19 protein-coding genes and 2 riboswitches are annotated in these 19,306 nt (G+C 66.0%); of the genes, 7 read left to right on the top strand and 12 right to left on the bottom strand.

Features of this window, described 5'->3' with window-relative positions; translation table 11 throughout:
* Nucleotides 1-55: 55 nt before the first annotated feature.
* From V9L18_RS12710 to V9L18_RS12700, 3 genes are all read right to left on the bottom strand, one after another.
* Nucleotides 56-1,087: a GNAT family N-acetyltransferase gene (locus V9L18_RS12710; RefSeq protein ID WP_337347535.1), complete on the bottom strand. Its 1,032-nt coding sequence runs from the start codon at nt 1,085-1,087 to the stop codon at nt 56-58.
* Nucleotides 1,088-1,089: 2 nt separating this feature from the next.
* On the bottom strand, nt 1,090-2,475 hold the full coding sequence (locus V9L18_RS12705) for a glycine--tRNA ligase (RefSeq protein ID WP_337347534.1): 1,386 nt from the start codon (nt 2,473-2,475) through the stop codon (nt 1,090-1,092).
* 148 nt (nt 2,476-2,623) lie between these two features.
* Nucleotides 2,624-3,613, bottom strand: a complete 990-nt coding sequence (locus V9L18_RS12700) for a DMT family transporter (RefSeq protein WP_337347533.1) — start codon at nt 3,611-3,613, stop codon at nt 2,624-2,626.
* A 33-nt stretch (nt 3,614-3,646) separates the two neighbouring features.
* On the opposite strand from V9L18_RS12700, the gene V9L18_RS12695 reads away from it, so the two are divergent.
* Nucleotides 3,647-3,880, top strand: coding sequence for an RNA-binding S4 domain-containing protein (locus V9L18_RS12695; protein WP_337347532.1), 234 nt, complete (start codon nt 3,647-3,649; stop codon nt 3,878-3,880).
* Between the two features lie 76 nt (nt 3,881-3,956).
* Here V9L18_RS12695 and V9L18_RS12690 read toward each other — a convergent pair whose 3' ends face one another.
* Nucleotides 3,957-4,607 carry an alpha/beta hydrolase gene (locus V9L18_RS12690; RefSeq protein ID WP_337347531.1) on the bottom strand — a complete coding sequence of 217 codons (651 nt, stop codon included), beginning with the start codon at nt 4,605-4,607 and terminating at the stop codon, nt 3,957-3,959.
* A gap of 95 nt (nt 4,608-4,702) precedes the next feature.
* Here V9L18_RS12690 and V9L18_RS12685 point away from each other — a divergent pair, with 95 nt between their 5' ends.
* The 3 genes from V9L18_RS12685 to V9L18_RS12675 are packed head-to-tail and all read left to right on the top strand — an operon-like array spanning nt 4,703 to nt 7,312.
* On the top strand, nt 4,703-5,554 hold the full coding sequence (locus V9L18_RS12685; protein ID WP_337347686.1) for an SGNH/GDSL hydrolase family protein: 852 nt from the start codon (nt 4,703-4,705) through the stop codon (nt 5,552-5,554).
* Between the two features lie 44 nt (nt 5,555-5,598).
* A complete protein-coding gene (locus tag V9L18_RS12680) occupies nt 5,599-6,804 on the top strand; it encodes a winged helix DNA-binding domain-containing protein (RefSeq protein WP_337347530.1) in 1,206 nt (401 codons plus the stop codon).
* Between the two features lie 13 nt (nt 6,805-6,817).
* Entirely contained in the window at nt 6,818-7,312 is a 495-nt protein-coding gene (locus V9L18_RS12675) for a hypothetical protein (protein ID WP_337347529.1), read from the top strand.
* 52 nt (nt 7,313-7,364) lie between these two features.
* Here the strand turns inward: V9L18_RS12675 and metX are convergent, their stop codons facing one another.
* Nucleotides 7,365-8,480: a homoserine O-acetyltransferase MetX gene (metX, locus tag V9L18_RS12670; protein WP_337347528.1), complete on the bottom strand. Its 1,116-nt coding sequence runs from the start codon at nt 8,478-8,480 to the stop codon at nt 7,365-7,367.
* A gap of 12 nt (nt 8,481-8,492) precedes the next feature.
* Nucleotides 8,493-8,608: riboswitch (SAM riboswitch) on the bottom strand.
* Nucleotides 8,609-8,730: 122 nt separating this feature from the next.
* Nucleotides 8,731-10,050 (bottom strand): bifunctional o-acetylhomoserine/o-acetylserine sulfhydrylase, encoded by a 1,320-nt coding sequence (locus tag V9L18_RS12665; RefSeq protein WP_337347527.1) that lies wholly within the window; start codon nt 10,048-10,050, stop codon nt 8,731-8,733.
* Nucleotides 10,051-10,093: 43 nt separating this feature from the next.
* A riboswitch (SAM riboswitch) is annotated at nt 10,094-10,209 on the bottom strand.
* Nucleotides 10,210-10,381: 172 nt separating this feature from the next.
* Here V9L18_RS12665 and V9L18_RS12660 point away from each other — a divergent pair.
* Nucleotides 10,382-11,020: a VOC family protein gene (locus tag V9L18_RS12660; protein WP_337347526.1), complete on the top strand. Its 639-nt coding sequence runs from the start codon at nt 10,382-10,384 to the stop codon at nt 11,018-11,020.
* Nucleotides 11,021-11,158: 138 nt separating this feature from the next.
* On the opposite strand, the gene V9L18_RS12655 is transcribed toward V9L18_RS12660, so the two are convergent.
* On the bottom strand, nt 11,159-11,935 hold the full coding sequence (locus V9L18_RS12655; RefSeq protein ID WP_337347525.1) for a CPBP family intramembrane glutamic endopeptidase: 777 nt from the start codon (nt 11,933-11,935) through the stop codon (nt 11,159-11,161).
* A gap of 85 nt (nt 11,936-12,020) precedes the next feature.
* On the opposite strand from V9L18_RS12655, the gene V9L18_RS12650 reads away from it, so the two are divergent.
* Nucleotides 12,021-12,701 carry a histidine phosphatase family protein gene (locus V9L18_RS12650; protein WP_337347524.1) on the top strand — a complete coding sequence of 227 codons (681 nt, stop codon included), beginning with the start codon at nt 12,021-12,023 and terminating at the stop codon, nt 12,699-12,701.
* A gap of 12 nt (nt 12,702-12,713) precedes the next feature.
* Here V9L18_RS12650 and V9L18_RS12645 read toward each other — a convergent pair whose 3' ends face one another.
* From V9L18_RS12645 to tdh, 5 genes are all read right to left on the bottom strand, one after another.
* Nucleotides 12,714-13,502 (bottom strand): DeoR/GlpR family DNA-binding transcription regulator, encoded by a 789-nt coding sequence (locus tag V9L18_RS12645; RefSeq protein ID WP_337347523.1) that lies wholly within the window; start codon nt 13,500-13,502, stop codon nt 12,714-12,716.
* Between the two features lie 95 nt (nt 13,503-13,597).
* Nucleotides 13,598-14,809, bottom strand: coding sequence for an imidazolonepropionase (gene hutI, locus V9L18_RS12640; RefSeq protein WP_337347522.1), 1,212 nt, complete (start codon nt 14,807-14,809; stop codon nt 13,598-13,600).
* Between the two features lie 11 nt (nt 14,810-14,820).
* Nucleotides 14,821-15,933: an NAD(P)/FAD-dependent oxidoreductase gene (locus V9L18_RS12635; RefSeq protein WP_337347521.1), complete on the bottom strand. Its 1,113-nt coding sequence runs from the start codon at nt 15,931-15,933 to the stop codon at nt 14,821-14,823.
* A 65-nt stretch (nt 15,934-15,998) separates the two neighbouring features.
* Nucleotides 15,999-17,195, bottom strand: a complete 1,197-nt coding sequence (locus tag V9L18_RS12630; protein WP_337347520.1) for a glycine C-acetyltransferase — start codon at nt 17,193-17,195, stop codon at nt 15,999-16,001.
* A gap of 8 nt (nt 17,196-17,203) precedes the next feature.
* On the bottom strand, nt 17,204-18,250 hold the full coding sequence (tdh, locus tag V9L18_RS12625) for an L-threonine 3-dehydrogenase (protein WP_337347519.1): 1,047 nt from the start codon (nt 18,248-18,250) through the stop codon (nt 17,204-17,206).
* Between the two features lie 135 nt (nt 18,251-18,385).
* Between tdh and V9L18_RS12620 the strand changes: the two genes are divergently transcribed.
* Nucleotides 18,386-19,306 carry a LysR family transcriptional regulator gene (locus V9L18_RS12620; protein ID WP_337347518.1) on the top strand — a complete coding sequence of 307 codons (921 nt, stop codon included), beginning with the start codon at nt 18,386-18,388 and terminating at the stop codon, nt 19,304-19,306.

Here is a 19,306-nt window from a genome sequence, read left to right as displayed (position 1 = left end):
TGTCGTTTTGAGGGCTCATAACGACATCTGCTGCTACCTAGTTGGGAAGGGCGGGTCAGTCCGAGACGATCAGCGTTTCCGCACCGGCCTGCCGCGCCTTGCCGCTGTCCAGCAAAGGCTCGACGGCGGCACGCAGGGCCGTCATGGAGTCGTCCAGTTCCAGCATGACCGGGTGCTGGTACGCGATGAGCGAGAGCAGGTCGCGGACCGCTTCGGCGGCGTCGGCGGCGTCAAGGGCCGGATCATGCCCAACAAAGACGTCCGTGGCCGCCGAACCAGGTGCGGAACCTTCCTGGGCCAGCGGGTCCTGGGATGCCTCGGCATAGCTCACTGCAAAGGCGCGGATCCTGCCTTTCTTACTGGGCGCGACCCCCGAGCCAAAGGCGGACTCCGGCTCGGCCCGCAGCACGATCGCACCGTGGGCGCCGGTGAGGTCGTCAAGGAAAAGCTTCTGCACCTGCCCCATGGACAGCACGCCCGGTGAATCCCAGTCGTGGATGGACGTGTAGTACCGCCCCACCACATCGGTCAGCTCGACGGACCCGGTGGCGAGGTCCATGACAACGTCGGAGCCGGCGTTTTCGTCGTTGGCGGGCCGGCCGCCGTCGTCCTTGGCCGGGAAAACCGGCAGCTTCAGGGCGCCGGGTTCCACTACCACCAGCCGGGAACGCTGGATGGGCGACAGTCCGAAGGCTTCGGCGAACGCGGCCCCGGGGCTGCCGGGCTGGACCTTCGCGCGGAGTTTGGTGACGCCCGACGGCGCGTGTTCGGCTTCGCGGCGGAGCATGGTCAGGAGCGTGGCACCGATGCCTGACCGGCGGTGGTCCCGCGCCACTTCGATGTAAGCCCACAGGCGTTCAGGGTGCAGCGAAGCCTCATAGACCACGCCTGCCGCCACCGGAATGCCGACGCCGTCAATGACGTCCTCGGCCACGATGGTCCGGCGCCAGGGAGTCCCATCCGTACCTGCTGAGGAAACCGTCAGGGCGCCGCGGAACTGGCCGGCCTGGAAGGTTTCCGGATCGCCCCAGATTTCCAGGAGCGCGAGGTCATCGCCCTCCCGCCACTCGCGGTATTCGATGGCCATGCTCAGGCGCCGATCAGGCGGGCGGCCAGGTAGCCTTCCACCTTGTCCAGGGACACGCGTTCCTGCGTCATGGTGTCCCGCTCGCGGATGGTCACGGCGTGGTCGTCCAGGGTGTCGAAGTCCACGGTGATGCAGAACGGGGTGCCGATCTCATCCTGGCGGCGGTAGCGGCGGCCGATCGCGCCGGCGTCGTCGAAGTCGATGTTCCAGTTCTTGCGCAGCTGCGTGCCAAGGTCCTTGGCCTTCGGCGACAGGTCCTCGTTGCGGCTCAGCGGCAGCACGGCTGCCTTGACCGGGGCGAGGCGCGGGTCCAGCTTCAGGACAGTGCGGACATCGACGCCGCCCTTGGCATTGGGAGCCTCGTCCTCGGTATAGGCGTCGATCAGGAACGCCATGAAGGACCGGGTGAGGCCGGCGGCGGGCTCGATCACGTAGGGCGTGTAGCGCTCGTTGGTGGCCTGGTTGAAGTAGCTCAGGTCCGTGCCGGAGGCTTTGGCATGGGTGGAGAGGTCAAAGTCCGTACGGTTGGCGATGCCCTCAAGCTCGCCCCACTCCGAACCCTGGAAGCCAAAGCGGTATTCGATGTCCGTGGTGCCCTTGGAATAGTGGCTGAGCTTCTCCAGCGGGTGCTCGAAGAACCGCAGGTTGTCCTCGCGGATGCCCAGTCCCGTGTACCAGGACATGCGCTCCTTCATCCAGTACTGGTGCCATTCCTCGTCCGTGCCGGGCTCCACGAAGAATTCCATTTCCATCTGCTCGAATTCACGGGTGCGGAAAATGAAGTTTCCGGGCGTGATCTCGTTGCGGAAGGACTTGCCGATCTGGCCGATGCCGAACGGTGGCTTCTTGCGCGAGGTGGTGAGGACGTTGTTGAAATTCACGAAGATGCCCTGCGCGGTTTCCGGGCGCAGGTAGTGCAGGCCTTCGTCGCTGGCGACGGGGCCCAGGAAGGTTTTGAGGAGGCCGGAGAATTCCTGCGGTTCGGTCCATTCGCCGCGGGTGCCGCAGTTGGCGCAGGCGATGTCCTTCAGGCCGTTTTCGGCCGGGCGGCCCTTCTTTTCCTCGTATTCTTCCTCGAGGTGGTCCGCGCGGTACCGCTTGTGGCAGGACAGGCACTCCACCAGCGGATCCGAGAAGACGTCAACGTGGCCGGAGGCTTCCCAGACCTGGCGGGGAAGGATGACGGACGAGTCCAGGCCAACTACGTCCTCACGGCCGCGGACCATGGACTGCCACCACTGGCGCTTGATGTTTTCCTTCAACTCGGCACCAAGGGGCCCGTAGTCCCATGCAGAACGTGAACCACCGTAGATCTCACCGGCCTGGAACACGAAGCCCCTCCGTTTGGAGAGGGAAATGACCTGATCGAGAACGGATTTTGGTGCCATGGTGGAACTCCAATTTCTACAGGGCCGCTGGGTGCGGTCCGCGGGTTATCTGGCCCCCGGGATCACCGTGGGCGAAACACCTCTGGTGGCCGGGCGGGGCGGGCGAAGGAAACATTGCAGAAAGCTGCGTGTCCTAGCCTACCGGCCGCTACCTCCGGAAGGCGCCCCGGGGCCAGGGCAGTGTGGCCAGGACGATGGCGGCCAACGTGAGGATGGTGCCCAGCACGGTGGCGGGCGCCACGATGGTACCCGGAGCTGGGATCAGGAGGTCAAGGCCAAGGGAACCCAGAAGTTGCCCGGCGATCATGCCAAGCCCCGTGACCAGGACCCCGAGGCTGCGGACCAGAAGAGCACCGAGTCCGATAAACACGCAGCCCATGGGTCCGCCGACGTAGTACCACCACTCCCCCGGCAGCGGGCTTCCCGGCCCTGCCAGCGCAACCTTGATTCCCCAGGCCGTCCACAGCACCAAAGTGCCTGCCACGAAGTTGACCAGCGTCGCGGCGATGGGCGTGCCGTAGTGGACGGTGGCGGTTCCGTTCATGGCCTGCTGGAAGCTCATCAGGAAACCCGCCGCCACGGGGAGCAGGAGCGGCAGCAGCAAGGCGGCGGGACCGCCGTCGGACGCTGTACCGGACCCGGACCCCGCTGCGAACCGCGGGGACACAGCCCAAGCCACAGCGGCGATGGTCAGGACGCAACCGATGATCCGGATGCCGGTCACCGGCTTCTTGCCGGCAGGGCCGATGCCCAAACGGTCCACCAGCAGGCCGCTCAGGGTCTGGCCGGTCACGGTGGCCACGGTGAACAGGGCAACGCCCAGGAGCCCGACCGTGAAGGACTGGGCAAAGACGAAGAGCGCCCCAATTCCGCCGGCCAGGACATAAACGGGAGGAAAGGCGCGGCTGCGGACGGCGGGAACGATCCTCGCCAGGCCAGCGCGCCCCTTAGGCAGGACCAGCGAAATCAGCACCATCAGGACCAGGCCTGTGCTGAAACTCACCACGGACGCGGCGATCCCGTCATTGAGCCTGGCACCGAGGGCGCCGTTGATCCTTCCCTGGACCGGGATGGCCAGGCCTGCTCCGACTGCCATCGGAAGGCCTGCCAGCAACGGCAGCCGGGGGGTGTGGGTCATTGAATTCACCTTACGTCAGGCATCATTGCTTGTATGAGCAACCCGGATATTGAAGAGATCCCCATCCGCGACAGCATGATCCGCCTCGGCCAGCTCCTGAAGCTTGCCAGCCTCGTGGAGGACGGCGTGGAGGCAGCCGAGCTGATCAAGAACGGTCTCGTCAAAGTCAACGGGGATATAGATGACCGCCGCGGGCGCCAGCTGCATAACGGCGACACCGTCACCGTCAACGGTCAGACCGTGAAGGTCGTCGCGCCGCAGGCCTGATATTCCCGACGGCGTGCGGCGGGCCGGACACTGCGGCCGCGCGCCGCCGTCGTCCGCTTTTCTGGCTCAGTAATCCTTACTTCTTCAGGACCTCGTGCGTCAGGAACTCGGACACGTGCCCGATCTCCTGCTGGTTGATGCCGTGCCACATGCCCGTGTAGAGCACCTTCGTGAGCTTCACGTGCTTGCGGACCCAGCCCATGGTGAAGTCGATCTTGTCCGGGGTGATCACAGGGTCCTGCTGGTCTCGGCCCCAGAACATGGGGATGCTGCCATCCAGTTCGGAGTCGCGGAACGTGGGATCATCGCCCGCGTCAATCGCAAAGCCGGAAAGGCCGACGACGGCAGCGAAGTCAGTGGGGCGCTGCCGCAGCAGCGTGGTAGCCATGGCCATGCCCATGGAGAAGCCGAGCAGCGTCACCGAGGGATGGCCAACCCTAATGGTGTCAATCCATTTCAGTAGGTAGCCGGAGGCCTTCTTCACGGCGTCCAGGGAGTAGTCGATCGACGCCGTCAGCGGGAACCAGGTAAAGCCCGGCCCCATGGCCATCGGAGCACGCACCGAAGCCACCGCAAAGTCCGCCGGCAGCATGTCTGCAAGGCTCAGGAGATCCTGCTCGTTGGCGCCGTACCCGTGAAGCAGCACCAGCAACGGCTTTCCGTCGCGCTGGTCCTCGGGCTGGGACCACAAAACAACAGGGGCAGGAAATACTTCGGCTTCAGTCATGGTTTCCATTCTTACAGTTACCCGACGGTAACAACCTACGTTGGCGTAGCTTGAGAACGAACAGGCAGGATAGGACCGTGAGTGAAGCCAAAGCCATGCAGAACCCGCCTTCCGCTGTGGAATCCCATCCCTGGACCCGCTATGTGGCCATGGGCGACTCCTTCACGGAGGGGATCGGCGACCCCGAACCGTCCCGCCCCGGTGGCTACCGCGGCTGGGCTGACCGGGTAGCAGAGGAGCTGGGCCGGGGCCAGGAGGATTTCGCCTACGCCAACCTCGCCGTGCGGGGCAGGCTCCTCCAGCAGATCGTGGACCAGCAGCTTGCACCGTGCCTTGCCCTGAAGCCTGATTTGGTGACGCTTTCAGCCGGCGGGAACGACCTCATCCGGCCCGGCGGCGACCCCGACGCCCTCGCGGAGAAGCTCGATTCGGTGGTGCAGATTTTGGGCATGGGCGGAGCCACGGTGGTGCTCTTCAATGGCCCGGACACCGGGTCGTCAGTCCTGGGCCGGGTCCGCAGCAAGGTGGCCATCTATAACGAGAACCTGCGGACCGTCGCGGCCCGGCATGACGCCATCATCGCCGACATGTGGTCCCTGCGGCAGCTCAGCGACCCGCAGATGTGGGACGAGGACCGGCTGCACTTCTCTCCCCTGGGACACCACACCATCGCGGCCATGGTCCTGGACGCACTCAACGTCAGCCATACACTGGAGCCGCTGCAGCCCAAGCCGCTGCCACCCCGCACCTGGCGTGAGGCCCGCACCGGGGACCTTGTGTGGGCACGCGAATACTTTGTGCCGTGGGTAGTGCGGAGGCTCCGTCACCGTTCCTCCGGCGATGGGATCACCGCTAAGCGCCCGACGCCGGGACCCGTGTTCGGTCCGGGCGTCCCCTTGGGATCCGGTGAAGGTCCGCTCGGTTCCACCGACGCGGGCCGGCACTAGCGGCGGAACGGCCCGGGGCCGGCAGGGTGCAACGGGGGATGGCCATGGAACCGGATACGGTGGTGCGGCTGCGTCTCCGGTCCCAGATGCTCCGGGGACCGGCCGCGGAATCTCCCGAGGCTGCCCTGCGCAAGCTGCTGGCCGTGCAGGCACAGGAATTTCCCTACGCCCGCTGGAGCCTGGCGCAGCGCGCCTCACAGCACACCTTCGGGGACCTGGACCATTCCATCGATGGAAGGCCAGCCGCAACGGCCGCGGACGTCGAGGAGGCCGTGGCAGACGGCCGGATCCTGCGCACGCATATCCTCCGGCCCACCTGGCATTTTGTCCACCGGGACGATCTGCGGTGGCTGCTGGCCCTGTCCGCGCCCCGGCTCCACCAAGGCAATGCCGGCATGTACCGCCGCACCGGCATCGACGCCGCCGTGGCCGCCCGGAGCGAGGAGGTGCTGGCCAGGGCCGTCGCCGACGGAAACCACAAGACCCGGGAACAGCTCGCGGCCACTCTTCAGTCTGCCGGCTACGCGGGAAAAGGACTGGAACTCGCCTACCTCATCATGCACGCCGAAATCAGCGGCGTGCTGGTGAGTGGTTCGCCGGTGCGGAGCCGGGGCGGTGCTCTGAAGCAGACCTACGCCCACTTTGATGAGCGGGTCCCGGCGGGACCTGTGAAAGTTCCCACCCGGGAAGACGCGCTGGCCGAACTCGCCGTGCGGTATTTCACGAGCCGCGGCCCCGCGACGGTCAAAGATTGCGCCGACTGGTCGGGGCTCACGATGGCCGATGTCCGGCAGGGCGTGCTTCTTGCCATGGACCGGGATCCCTGGGCCCTCGGCACAACAGCGATTGACGGCGTGGTGTTCTATCACAATGCCGGGCCTGGCGGCTCCGGTGACGAGACCGGCAGCCAGCCCAGCGGACCTCGGATCGACCTCATCCAGTGCTACGACGAATATGTGATGGGCTACTCCGCAACAAGGCACTACCTGGGCGGCTCCGCCCCGGCGCTTCCTGTCGACGGTGCCCTGATGCACGTGGTGCTGCTGGACGGTCGGATGGCGGGCTCCTGGCGGCACACACTGCTTTCGGGCCGCTGCGAACTGGATATCCGGCTGTTCGCCTCCACCGATCCGGCACCAGGCTCTGCGCTGGACGCTGCCATCGGCGACGCCGTGGACAGGTACGCGGCTTTCCTGGGCATCCCCGCGGTCCGGGTGCCGTCCGGGGCTAAGCTGGAAGGACACACATGAGAGGCGTTACACCGTGAACAGCTTGTTCTTCTGGATCATCATTTTGTCGTTCCTGATTCCGATGGCGATGCGGATGTACCGGAAATCCGTCAACAAGCGGAACCAGGACCAGAGCTTTTCCGGGCGTTACCCCGACCAGTTTCCGGGCGGGGGCCAGTTCCCCGGGCCCCAGAGCCGCCAGCCGCGGGACGGCTACACGCAGCAGGATTACATGAGCGGCGGATTCCGCCAGATCAACGGCCCGCAGCCCCTGCCGCCCAGCCAGCCGCTGCCGCCCATGATGCCAGTGCCGCCCGCAGACCAGCAGTTCCCGCCCTACGGCCAGCCTGTGCCGGGACAGGCAGCGGAGGCACCCCAAAAGCCTGCCGCCCCTGCAACTCCCCCGCCGCCGTCGGCCCCCCAGGGCTATCGGGCCCGCAAACTCGCGGAACTAGACCAGCAGTACAGCAACGGCGAGATGGCCGTGGACGAATACATGAAGCGGCGCTCCGAAATCATGGACGGCTGACCAGACGGCTTCCTAGGCTTCCGGAACGTTCGTGGCGCCGTGAGGTGCCCGGTCAGACCAGGAAATTCTTCCGGAGTTGGCTCCCCAGCTGGCCGATCTCGGTCAGGAAGCCGTCATGGCCAATGGGCGCTTCGATAACGTGGACATCCACGGCTCCCGGAAGCGCGGCAGCGAGCTCGTGCGACTGCGACGGGAAGTAAAGCCGGTCCGAGTCCACCGCGGCAACAAAGAACTTTGCGGAGGCCCTCGCCAGGGTTTCGCTGAGGGTTCCCCTCCCCCGGCAGACGTCGTGGCTCATGAGGGCCTCGGTGATGGCGATGTAGCTGTTGGCATCAAAGCGGCGGACAAGCTTGCTGCCCTGGTGGTCAAGGTAACTCTCCACCTGGTAGCGCCCACGGTCCCCCAGCGCGGCTGCCCGCAGCGGCGTTTCGGGAGTCTGGGCCGTCCGCCCGAACCGCCCATCGAACTCCTGGGCTGATCGATAGGTGATGTGGGCGATCCGCCGCGCCAGGGCCAGCCCGTCCTCCGGGAAAGGCCCTCCATAGTAGTCGCCACCGTTGAAGTTGGCGTCCTGGCGGATGGCGAGCGTCTGGGCCTGCGCAAAGGCGATCTGCTCGGCGGTGCTGGCGGCACCGATCGAGATCACGGCGCAACGCTCCACCCGTTCGGGGTAAATGAGCGCCCACTCCAAGGCACGGGCACCGCCCATGGAACCGCCCAGCACCGCGTACCAGCTCCGGATGCCCAGCTGGTCCGCCAACCGGGCCTCGGCGGCGGTGCTGTCACGGAGGGTCACCAGCGGAAAGCGGGAACCCCAGGGCCGGCCGTCGGGAGCAGGCGAGGACGGCCCGGTGGAACCGTAGCAGCCGCCCACAATGTTGATGGACACCACAAAGAACCTGTCCGTGTCCACCGGCGCACCTGGACCGGCAAGTTGCTCCCACCAGCCCGGCTCGTCGCTGTCACCGCGTGTCACGTGCGTGCTGCCGGTGAGGGCGTGCTCAATGAGGACGGCGTTGGAGCCGTCCTCATTGAGCGTTCCCCACGTTTCATAGGCGAGCGTGACCTCGGGCAGGTATCCGCCCGCTTCCAGTTCAAGGCCGCCGATGCTGGCGTAACGGACCACGCCGTTTTCGGGTACTGCGGTACGGGAGACGGTAATCGTCATGTGGAGACCTTTTCTACGCGCTTGCCGGCCGTCGAATGACCGGCAGGCCAGGTCTTCACCCGGGGCACCCCGCCGCGAAAGGAGGGTTGCCGGCCAGCAAGCCGGGGCTGTCGCTGGCACTCATGACCTTCTCCGAGTGTACGAAACCAGCCCCGGATCTGGCTAAGAGTGTGACTGGTTTGTGACTCCACAATGCCTCTCCTGCCGGGCGCCGGACTCCCGGGGCCGGGAATCCGGCGCTGAAACCGCCTTAGAGAGCGGCCTTGGCCGCCCGGAAACCTGCCTCCAGGTCCGCCAGGATGTCATCGATGTGTTCGATGCCCACGGAGAGGCGGACCAGCCCCGGCGTAACGCCCGCAATTGCCTGCTGCTCCGGGGAGAGCTGGCTATGGGTGGTGGACGCAGGGTGGATGACCAGGGACCTCACGTCGCCGATGTTCGCCACATGGCTGTGGAGCTCCAAGGCGTCCACAAACCGCTTGCCCGCCTCGGCCCCGCCGGCCAGGTTGAAGGCCACCACGGCTCCTGTGCCCTTGGGGCCGTACTTGCGTCCGCGCTCGTACCAGGGGCTCGAGGGCAGCCCCGCGTACGCTACCGACTCGACGTCGTCACGGGCTTCCAGCCACTGCGCCACCGCAACGGCGTTCTCAACGTGCCGCTCGACCCGCAGGCTCAGCGTCTCCAGGCCCTGGGCGATGAGGAACGCGTTGAAGGGCGATACTGCGGAGCCGAGGTCTCGGAGGAGCTGGACGCGGGCTTTGAGGATGTAGGACAGATTGGCGCCCAAGGCGCCGCCCGCGCCAAGGTCACGGGCATAGACCAGCCCGTTGTAGGTGGGATCCGGGGTGTTGAAACCAGGGAACCTATCCGGGTCTTGACCGAAGTCGAAGTTGCCGGAGTCCACGATCACCCCCGCGATCGCCGATCCGTGTCCGCCAAGGTATTTGGTGGCCGAGTGGACCACAATATCGGCGCCCCACTCCAGCGGGCGTATGAGGTACGGCGTGGAGAGCGTATTGTCCACCACCAACGGAACGCCGGCCTCGTGGGCGGTCCGGGACACCCCTTCGATATCGAGGACATCCTGGCGCGGGTTGGACACGACCTCGGCAAAGAACAGTTTGGTGTTCGGGCGGACGGCCTCGCGCCACTGGTCCAGGTTATCCGGGTCCTCGACGAACGTCACCGAGATGCCGAACTTCTTCAGCGTGTACCCCAGCAGGTTGTACGTGCCGCCATAAAGGCTGGGGCTTGCCACCACATGGTCCCCGGCTTCGGCGATATTGAGGATGGCGAAGGTTTCGGCCGCCTGCCCCGAGCTCAACAGGAGGGCGGCCAACCCGCCTTCCAGGCTGGCGATCCGTTGCTCCACGGCGTCCTGGGTGGGGTTGCCGATCCGCGTATAGATCGGTGCCAATTCTGCGAGCGCGAAGCGGTTGGCGGCGCTTTCGGCACTCGGGAAGACGAACGACGTCGTCTGGTAGATCGGGAGGGCACGCGCCCCTGTGGCGCTGTCCGGCTCCTGGCCGGCGTGGATCTGGCGGGTTTCAAAAGACCATCCGTCGGACATTCAAGGCTCCTTTGACATGGGCCCGGCATGCTGGGAGCACCACGGGCCGCGCTTGCCGCCCGGCCGTTGCCGGGCAGCCAGGTCCTCACCCGGGGCACCCCACCGCGGATGGAGGGTTGCCGGCCAGCGAGCCGGGGCTTGGCGCTGGCGCTCATGACCTGCGTTCAGTGTAGGAACCGTTCGACGGCGCGCAACAGCATTGTGACGAACATGGTCACCCGGCGCTCTTCCCGGGGGTGATGGAAAGCCCGATGTCCACTCGTGACGCACCCGAAAGTTGGTAAGGATACCCTTAGCTGAGAGCCCGATCACAAAGTGCCAAGATGAGGGCATGCGCATGGATCACGTCTCTTACGCCTGTGAACACGATGGCCTGGCTGCCACCACCGAACGTATTTCGTCCGCCCTCGGCGTTGAAGCCGTAAAGGGCGGAGTGCACCCCCGTTTCGGAACCCGGAACATGATCATCCCTCTCGCGGGGCACAAATATCTGGAAGTAGTCGAGGTGCTTGACCACCCGGCATCGGACAAGGCACCGTTCGGACAGGCAGTCCGGGCACGCTCCGCTGCCGGCGGCGGCTGGATGGGGTGGTGCGTCGAAGTTGACGACCTCGCCCCCTTCGAAGCACGCCTCGGCCGCTCCGCGGTCAACGGAAACCGCAAGTTTCCCGACGGCCGCGAACTGGTCTGGAAGCAGATCGGCATCCTGGGCCTGATCGCGGACCCGCAGGTCCCGTACATGCTCAAGTGGGAAGGCGATCCCGCCCTCCACCCGTCCAACGCCTACGACAGCAATGTCAAGATGTCCTGCCTGACCATCGCCGGTTCCGCTGCACGGGTGACCGAATGGCTGGGCGAACCGGTGGAGAAGCCACTTGAGGACGTCGCCGTGGACTGGGTAGCTCCGCACGGGACCCCCGGCATCCTGTCCGTCACGTTCGAGACCGCCTCCGGAGCAGTCACCATCTGATTGCTTTCTTCCGCCGGGCCAGCACGGCCTGCCAGGCAGCCATGCCCGGCAACATACTTCGGCCGCCATCAGCGGGTGCCAACGATGCCACCCACCGATGGCGGCCGAATCCCTTTAACTTCCCCGGCCTTAGTCTGCCTAACCGAGGCCGACGGCCTTCCCAAACAGGCTGAAGCCAACAAACGCCACGATGTCCAGCAGGGCGTGGGCAATGACCAGCGGCATAACGCGACGGGTCCTGGTGTACAGCCAGGCGAAGACCACCCCCATCACAGCGTTCCCAATGAAGGGCCCGAAGCCCTGGTAGAGGTGGTAGCTGCCGCGCAGCATGGAACTGGCGAAGATCGCCAGCGGAACGCTCCAGCCGAACGCGCCGAAGCGGTTCAGGAGGTACCCCACCACAATAACTTCCTCCACGACGGCATGCCGCAGTGCGGACAGGATCAGCACAGGCACCGTCCACCAGTACGCATCCAGTGCGCTGGGGATGATGGCGGTGGTGATGCCCAGGGCCCGGCCCGCAGCATATAGGCCGAGGGACGGAACGCCGATCAGCGCTGCGAGGCCCAGCCCCTGGAGCACGTCGCGACCGGGCCGGGCAAAGTCGAAGCCGAGCTTCCGGAACGCCGAGCCGCCCTGCGGGGCCCCGGAGGTGGACTGCCGGTGGTCAGTGAGGAAGTAGATGACCAGCAAGACCGGAACCAACGCGAAGATGATGTCCAGCAGCTGGTAGGTGAGGTCAAAGTATTCGCGGGTGCTCTGTGAGCGGTTAAGCGTGGAGGTACCTTCAGCCAGCGGGGCGCGCGTCATCTTATCCAGCAGCTGCACCACTGAGTAGACAGCGGACTGCCCCAGCGACAGGCCCAGGACGATCCATACTTCGAGCCGCAGCCGACGGCGGGAGGGAACCAGCATGTTCCCATCTTGCCTGCAGTTTCTGGTTCTTTCCTGATTTGGGCTTCCCGGGAGGGCGTGGGCACAGGACTTATGCTTGGGGCTTATGAGCGCGCCAGGGAAAATCATCATGATCCGGCATGGCCAGTCCATGGCCAACGCTGATACGTCCATTTACAACCGCGTGCCGGACTACCGGATCCCGCTGACTCCCCTGGGCCTGGAGCAGGCCACCGCGGCAGGCGAACGGATCCGCCGGGAACTTGATGGCCGCCAGGTCTGCGTCTACGTGTCGCCGTACCTGCGTGCCCATCAGACCCTGGAAGCACTCAACCTCGGCAACCTCACGGAACGGGTGATCGAAGAGCCGCGCCTCCGGGAACAGGACTGGGCCAACTTCCAGATCAGCGGAGACATCGAGGACCAGAAGGAACTGCGCAACGCCTACGGCCACTTCTTCTACCGCTTCCGCGAAGGCGAGTCCGGCTCCGATGTCTACGACCGGATCTCCTCCTTTATGGAAACCCTCTACCGCCACTGGTCCAAACCGGACTACGCGCCCAACACCCTGCTGGTGACCCACGGGCTGACGATGCGGCTGTTTTGCATGCGTTGGTTCCACTGGTCGGTGGAGTACTTCGAGTCCCTCAACAACCCGGACAACGCCGACGTGCGGACCCTGGTGCGGACCGACGCGGACAAGTACGAACTGGACATTCCGTTCAGCCAGTGGGTGGAACGCCGGGTGGACGAGACGGTCCTGGACGCCCCGCCCATGGTGTTCTAGCGCTGTGGCGTCCTAATGCGGCGCCACGATCACTTCGGTTCCGTTGGCCTCGAATGCGGCCTTGTCCTCGGCAGAAATCCCGGCATCGGTGATGAGGCGGGTGAAGTCATAGCCGTCCATAGTGGCGAAGGCACGTACACCCACCTTGGAGGAATCGGCCAGCACGTAGGACACGCGCGCCCGGCTGGCGAGGAGTGCGTTCACCGATGCCTCCCCTTCCCCGGTGTTCGTGGGGCCAACTACCGGGTCGATGCCGTTGACTCCGATGAACGCGATATCCAGGACCACCTTCTGCATGATGATGTCCGTGTACGGTCCCACGAGCTCGTAGGAGCGGGGATTCAGGATGCCGCCGGTCACCATGACCTTGATGTTGGGCCGGACGGCCAGCTGCGAGGCGATGTTGATCGCATTGGTGACGACGGTCAGCGTTGGCTGGTTGGCGGGGGTGTTGAGGTCCTCGCGGGTTGCCAGGATCTGCGCCAGGGCGGTGCTGGTGGTGCCGCCGCACAGGCCGATCACGGCCCCGGGCCTGATCAGTGCCGAGGCCGCCTGGGCGATTTGTTCCTTGGCTTCGGCGTGGTCGTCTCGGTTGTACCGCCCGGGAAGGTCGTAGGCGAGCGCTCCGGTGGTGGCGCCGCCCCGGGTGCGGGTCAGCAGCCGCCTCTTAGCCAGGCTGTCCAGGTCTCGGCGGGCCGTGGCGGGCGAAACAGCAAGCTGTGAGACGATCTCCTCAACCTCGACCTGGCCGGTCTTGGCGAGGATATCCAGGATGGCCGTCAGGCGGTCGGTACGGGTCATGGGGGCCTCTCAGCGTCAAACAGTCACTCAATTATGACGTTTTCTGATTGTATCAGACCCGCAACGATCACAAAACGTCAAAAACTGTCCGAGGCTCAACGCACCCGTACACCCGCCCGCCACACAGCGTACGTGAGCGGCATGCCCGGGCGGTAGGCGAGATGGGTGGCGGAGGGTGCGTTGAGCATGTGCAGATCCGCCCGGTGTCCGACGGCGAGGGATCCCACCGCCCGTTCGCCGTCGGCGTCGTGCCCGGAGTCCCGGTGCAACGCCAGCGCGCCGCCGTACGTCGCGGCCCGGACCGCCTCATGGACGCTGAGCCGCATCTGCAGCACGGCCGTCGCCACACAGAAGGCCATGGAACTGGTGTAGGAGGTGCCGGGGTTGCAGTTGGACGCCAGCGCCAGCTGCACGCCGGCGTCCAGCATTGCCCGTGCCGGGGGCAGCGCCTGCCGGGTAGAAAGGTCGCAGGCGGGAAGGCACGTGGCGACGGTCCCGCGCACGCCGGTGCCCGTTGCGGGGTCCCAGCCAGCCCAACTCTCAGCCAGCGCGGCTACGTCTTCAGCCGACAGGTAGTTGACGTGGTCCACGCTCGCCGCGCCCAGATCCACCGCCAGCTGCACCCCGGGGCCCTGGCCCAGCTGGTTGCCGTGTACCCGGATCCCCAGCCCGGCATCCCGGCACGCCTCAAGTACGCGGCGGGACTGCTCCGCAGTGAAGGCCCCCTCCTCACAGAAGACGTCCGCCCAGCGGACATAGGGGCGGACGGCGTCAAGCATGGGCCCGCAGACGAGCTCTGTGTAGGCATCGGCATCCGAGCCGGCGGGTACCAGGTGTGCTCCCAGGTAGGTGACTTCGTCGACCACGGTGGAGGCGATGCGGGCGCTCCGTGCCTCGTTTTCGGTGTCCAGCCCGTACCCCGTCTTCGTTTCGAGATACGTGGTGCCCAGGGAGACGGCCTCGGAAACCCGTGCCATCGCCAGCCTCGTGAGGTCGAAATCGGACGTCTGCCGGGTGGCGTCGACGGTAACAGCGATCCCACCGGCCGAATAGGACTCTCCCGCCATCCGGGCTTCGAACTCCGCGGTGCGGTCGCCGGCGAAGACCAGGTGCGTATGCGAGTCAACCCAGCCGGGCAGCACCGCGCGGCCGCCGGCATCGACGGTGTCATCGGCGGCCGGGGCTGAGGCGGCGGCACCCAGCCACGCAATCCGTTCCCCTTCGACCACTATGGCGGCGTTTTTCAGGACCCGGTGTTCCAGGTCCTGGGTCATCAGCTCGGCGATATTGGTGATCAGGGTGCTCATGAGTCTATTCTTCAACGCCGAATGGACCAGCGCGTGGCGGCCAGCGCCTCCGCTGTCCGGAATGCCGGACTGTGGTCGACGTCGGTCCCGGAGCCCTGCCCGGCGAGGATCTGGGCGGCCGCGAGCTCGGCCATGGCCGCCGAGGTCTGGAACCCGTAACCTCCCTGGCCGGCGAGCCAGTAGAACCCGCGGGCCTCCGCGTCGAAGCCGGCCACGGGCACGCCGTCGGCCGCTTCGGTCCGGAGCCCGGTCCAGGCACTGCGGATTTGGCCGATCCCGAGGGTGGTGACCTGGTTGAGCTTGGCGATCAGCCGCTCCACGTCGCCGGGCCGGGGCCGGGCGTCCTCCGGCCCGCTGGGGACAGTTTCAGAGGGCGAAACCAGCACGTCAGTCCCCTCTCGCCGAAAGTAGAACGTGTTGTCCGCTGCCGCCACCATGGGGCTGTGCTCAGGCAGGGGACGTTCGACGCCGACAATCGCCGCGGTGCGCCGGTACGGCTGCAACCCGAGCTTCTCCACTCCGCTGGTGACGGCGAGTTCGTCGGCCCAGGCGCCTGCGGCGTTGACCATCACACCGGACTGGAAAGCCTCCTGCCCGGCCCCGATCTCCCACCCTGAGCCCAACCGTTGGGCGGAATGCACTCGGGCGCCGGTAATAATGTCCGCGCCGGCGGCTTCCGCCCGCTCCCGGTGGTCGGTCAGCAGCAGGGGGGCGTCGCAGCCGAAGGATCCGGTATCCAGGCCCGCGGCGGAAAACGTGTCCGGCACCAGCGCCGGACACAGCTCCAGTGCTTCGGCCACTGAAATGGGGCTCATGTGGCCGCTGGCCTCGGCACGGACAGCCTCCTCAGTGCCGATGAGCATAAAGCTGCGCGGCGACAGGACCGGCCGGGGCAGTTCCGCATCCCTTGCCGCCATCAGCTCCAGCGTGCGGGCCGTCAACTGCTGCACTACGGCCGGACCGTAGCTGGGGATCAGCTGCCGGGCTGAGCGGGAGGACGTGTGGTACGCCAGCTCCTGTTCCGCCTCCACCAACGCAACGCTGCAGCTGGCGGCGAGTGCCGACGCCAGGGACAGGCCCGCGATACCGCCGCCGACAATGAGGACATCATAATGTGCTGCCATGGCTCCATCCTTGCAGAGTTGCCGTGCGGCCGCGCCGAGCCTGGCGCCAGTCCAGCCCCGGGGGCCTAGCCCGCTACGGCGGCACGGCTGGCGACGAAGGCACCCACGCACGCTTCGACGTCGTCCGCCGAATGTGAGGCTGAGAGCTGCACCCGGATCCGGGCCGCACCGCGCGGGACCACCGGGAAACTGAACGCAGTGACGAAGACGCCGTGCTGGAGCATCTGGTCAGCCACCTTGGCGGCCATCACGGCGTCCCCGAACATGACGGGGACAATCGCGTGTTCGCCATCCAGGAGTTCGAAGCCTTCCTCGGTCATCCGGGACCGGAAAAGCCGGGCGTTCTCGAACAGCCTGGTCCGCAGTTCGCCGGAATTCTCCACCAGGTCCAGGGCCTTGATGGTGGCTGCCACGATCGCGGGGGCCAGGGAGTTGGAGAACAGGTAGGGGCGCGCCTTCTGGCGGAGCATGGCCACCACTTCGCTGCGGCCAGAAACGTAGCCTCCGGACGCGCCGCCCAGGGCCTTGCCGAACGTGCCGGTGTAGATATCAACGCGGTGGGACACACCGGCGTGTTCGGGGGTTCCGGCTCCGGTGGCACCCATAAAGCCGACAGCGTGGGAGTCGTCCACCATGACCAGGGCGTCGTGCTTCTCCGCGAGGTCGCAGATCGCCTCCAGCGGGGCGAGGTAGCCGTCCATGGAGAACACGCCGTCGGTCACGATGATCTTGCGCCGGGCATCTTTGGCTTCGAGGAGCTTGGCTTCGAGATCGGCCATGTCCTGGTTCGCGTACCGGAAGCGCTGGGCCTTGCAGAGCCGGATGCCGTCGATGATGGAGGCATGGTTGAGGGCGTCGGAAATGATGGCGTCCTCCGGCCCGAAGAGGGATTCGAAGACCCCACCGTTGGCGTCAAAGCAGCTGGAGAACAGGATGGTGTCCTCGGTCCCGAGGAATCTGGAGACCCTGGCTTCGAGTTCCAGATGCAGGTCCTGGGTGCCGCAGATGAAGCGGACACTGGCCATGCCAAAGCCACGGGTGTCCATGGCTTCCTTGGCTGCGGCGATGATTTCCGGGTGGTCTGCCAAGCCTAAGTAGTTGTTGGCGCAGAAATTCAGCACCGAGGTGCCGGGCTGGCCAATCTGCCCCGCGGTGACGTGGCTGGACTGCGGGGAGTTGATGCTCCGTTCGGTCTTGAAGAGCCCGGCGGTTCGGATGTCGTCCAGCTCTGCCTGGAGTTGGTCCTTGATGGCGGTGTACATGGTGCTCCTTAGAGTTCGGTCCAGTCGAGGACAACTTTGCCGCCGACGCCGGCGCGGGCAATGTCAAAGCCTTTTTCCCAATCCTTGGCGGGAAGCCTGTCCGTCACGACGGCCGAGATGCCGGCGTGCAGCACCGGGTTGGAGGACAGCATGGCACTCATGGCGTACCAGGTTTCATACATCTCGCGGCCGTAGATGCCCTTCAGGGTCAGCATGTGCGTGACCACCTTGCCCCAGTCGATGGTGATGTCCTGGCTGGGCAGGCCGAGCATGGCAATACGCCCGCCGTGGTTCATGTTGTCGATCATCTCAGGAAGCGCGGTGGGGTGGCCCGACATTTCCATGCCGATGTCAAAGCCTTCCCGCATGCCCAGTTCCCGCTGGGCATCGCGGACCCGGGTAGTGGAGACGTCGATGGCGAGGTCCACGCCGAGTTGCCGGGCCAGGTCCAGGCGGGGCTGGGACACATCGGTGATGGCGATCTTGCGCGCCCCTGCGTGGCGGGCCACCGCGATGGCCATGAGTCCGATGGGTCCGGCACCGGTGATCAGCACGTCCTCGCCCACCAGGGGGAAGCTGAGGGCGGTGTGCACGGCGTTGCCGAACGGATCGAAGATCGCGCCGAGCTCGGGGGTGATGGAGGGATCGTGATGGACCCAGACGTTGGTCTCGGGGATAACGACGAACTCGGCGAAGGCTCCGTCCCGCTGAACACCCACGCTGACGGTGTGGATGCACATCTGCCGCCGGCCGGCGCGGCAGTTGCGGCAGATCCCGCACACCACATGGCCTTCACCGGACACCCGGTCGCCCACCTTGACGTCGCGGACGTCCTTGCCGGTTTCCACTACTTCGCCATAGAACTCGTGGCCGGGAATGAGTGGCGCTTCGATAATGCCCTGGGCCCATGAGTCCCAGGACTGGATGTGCAGGTCTGTGCCGCAGATGCCGGTAGTCAGGACGCGGATCTTGACATCGTCAGGCCCCGCCTCGGGTTCCGGACGGTCAACCAGTTCGAACCCGGCGTGTGCGCCGGACTTGTAAAGGGCCTTCATTGGCTTCCTAACTCTTGGTTGTCGCCCTGGGCTGCGGGCGGAGATCTCCCTTCATTAGAGCTATTACAAAGCGTTAGCACAAGCAGTATTTTCTCAATCGACGATGAAGCTACGGCTTATGCGTAGACTGGCTGAATGGAAATTCACCAGCTGGAAATCCTCCGCGAGCTTGGAGCCCTTGGCAGCGTGAAAGCGGTGGCGGAGACGCTGATGGTCACACCCTCCGCCGTGTCCCAGCAGCTGTCCCTGCTGCAACGGAACGTCGAGGTGCCGCTGACGCGCAAAGAGGGCAGGAACCTGGTGCTCACGGAAGCCGGCCAGGTGCTCGCCGACGCCGGCGCCGCCGTCGTCAGTGCCATGGCGGATGCGCGCACCGCCATCGGCGCGTACCACGGTTCGCCGGTGGCGCCAGTGACGCTCTGCGGGTTCCACAGCGTGGGCCAGGCTTTGTTCGCCCCGCTCGCGCGGATGCTGGACGCGCCGGGCCAGCCGAGGATCCAGCTCTCCGACGAGGACGTGGCGCAGCACGACTTCCCGGCGTTGACCGCCCGCTACGATTTGGTGCTCGCCCACCGCATGGACCACAGCCCGCGCTGGCCGCAGGAGCGGGTCGCGGTGATCCCGCTGGCTCATGAACCGCTGGATGTTGCCCTGCCGGCGGACCACCGCCTCGCCGGCCAGGCCACGGTGACCGCGGCCGACGTCGTGGGCGAAGCCTGGGTGACCAGCCACACCGGTTACTCTCCCGCGGACGTGCTATCCGCCGTCGCGGCCGTGTCCAGCAAGGAACTGAACATCGTGCACCGGATCAATGATTACTCCACCGTGGCGGCCCTGGTGGCGGCGGGCGGCGTGGTGGGACTGTTGCCGCGGCATACGGCGCGGCCTGTGCTCAATCCCGGGATTGTGCTGCGGCCGCTCGAGGGCATCAGCACCCGGCGGCGGATCGACATCCTGGCCCGCCCGGAGAACCTGAAGCGGCGTGCGGTGACGATGGTGTGCGAGGCGCTGCAGGCGATCATGACCGGGCTGGTGGACCCTCCCCCAACTAAGTAG

The organism is Pseudarthrobacter sp. CCNWLW217, assembly GCF_037203985.1.
GTDB lineage: Bacteria > Actinomycetota > Actinomycetes > Actinomycetales > Micrococcaceae > Arthrobacter.
Note: the sequence above shows the minus strand (reverse complement) of the source record. Positions and strands in the feature narration are given on the sequence as shown.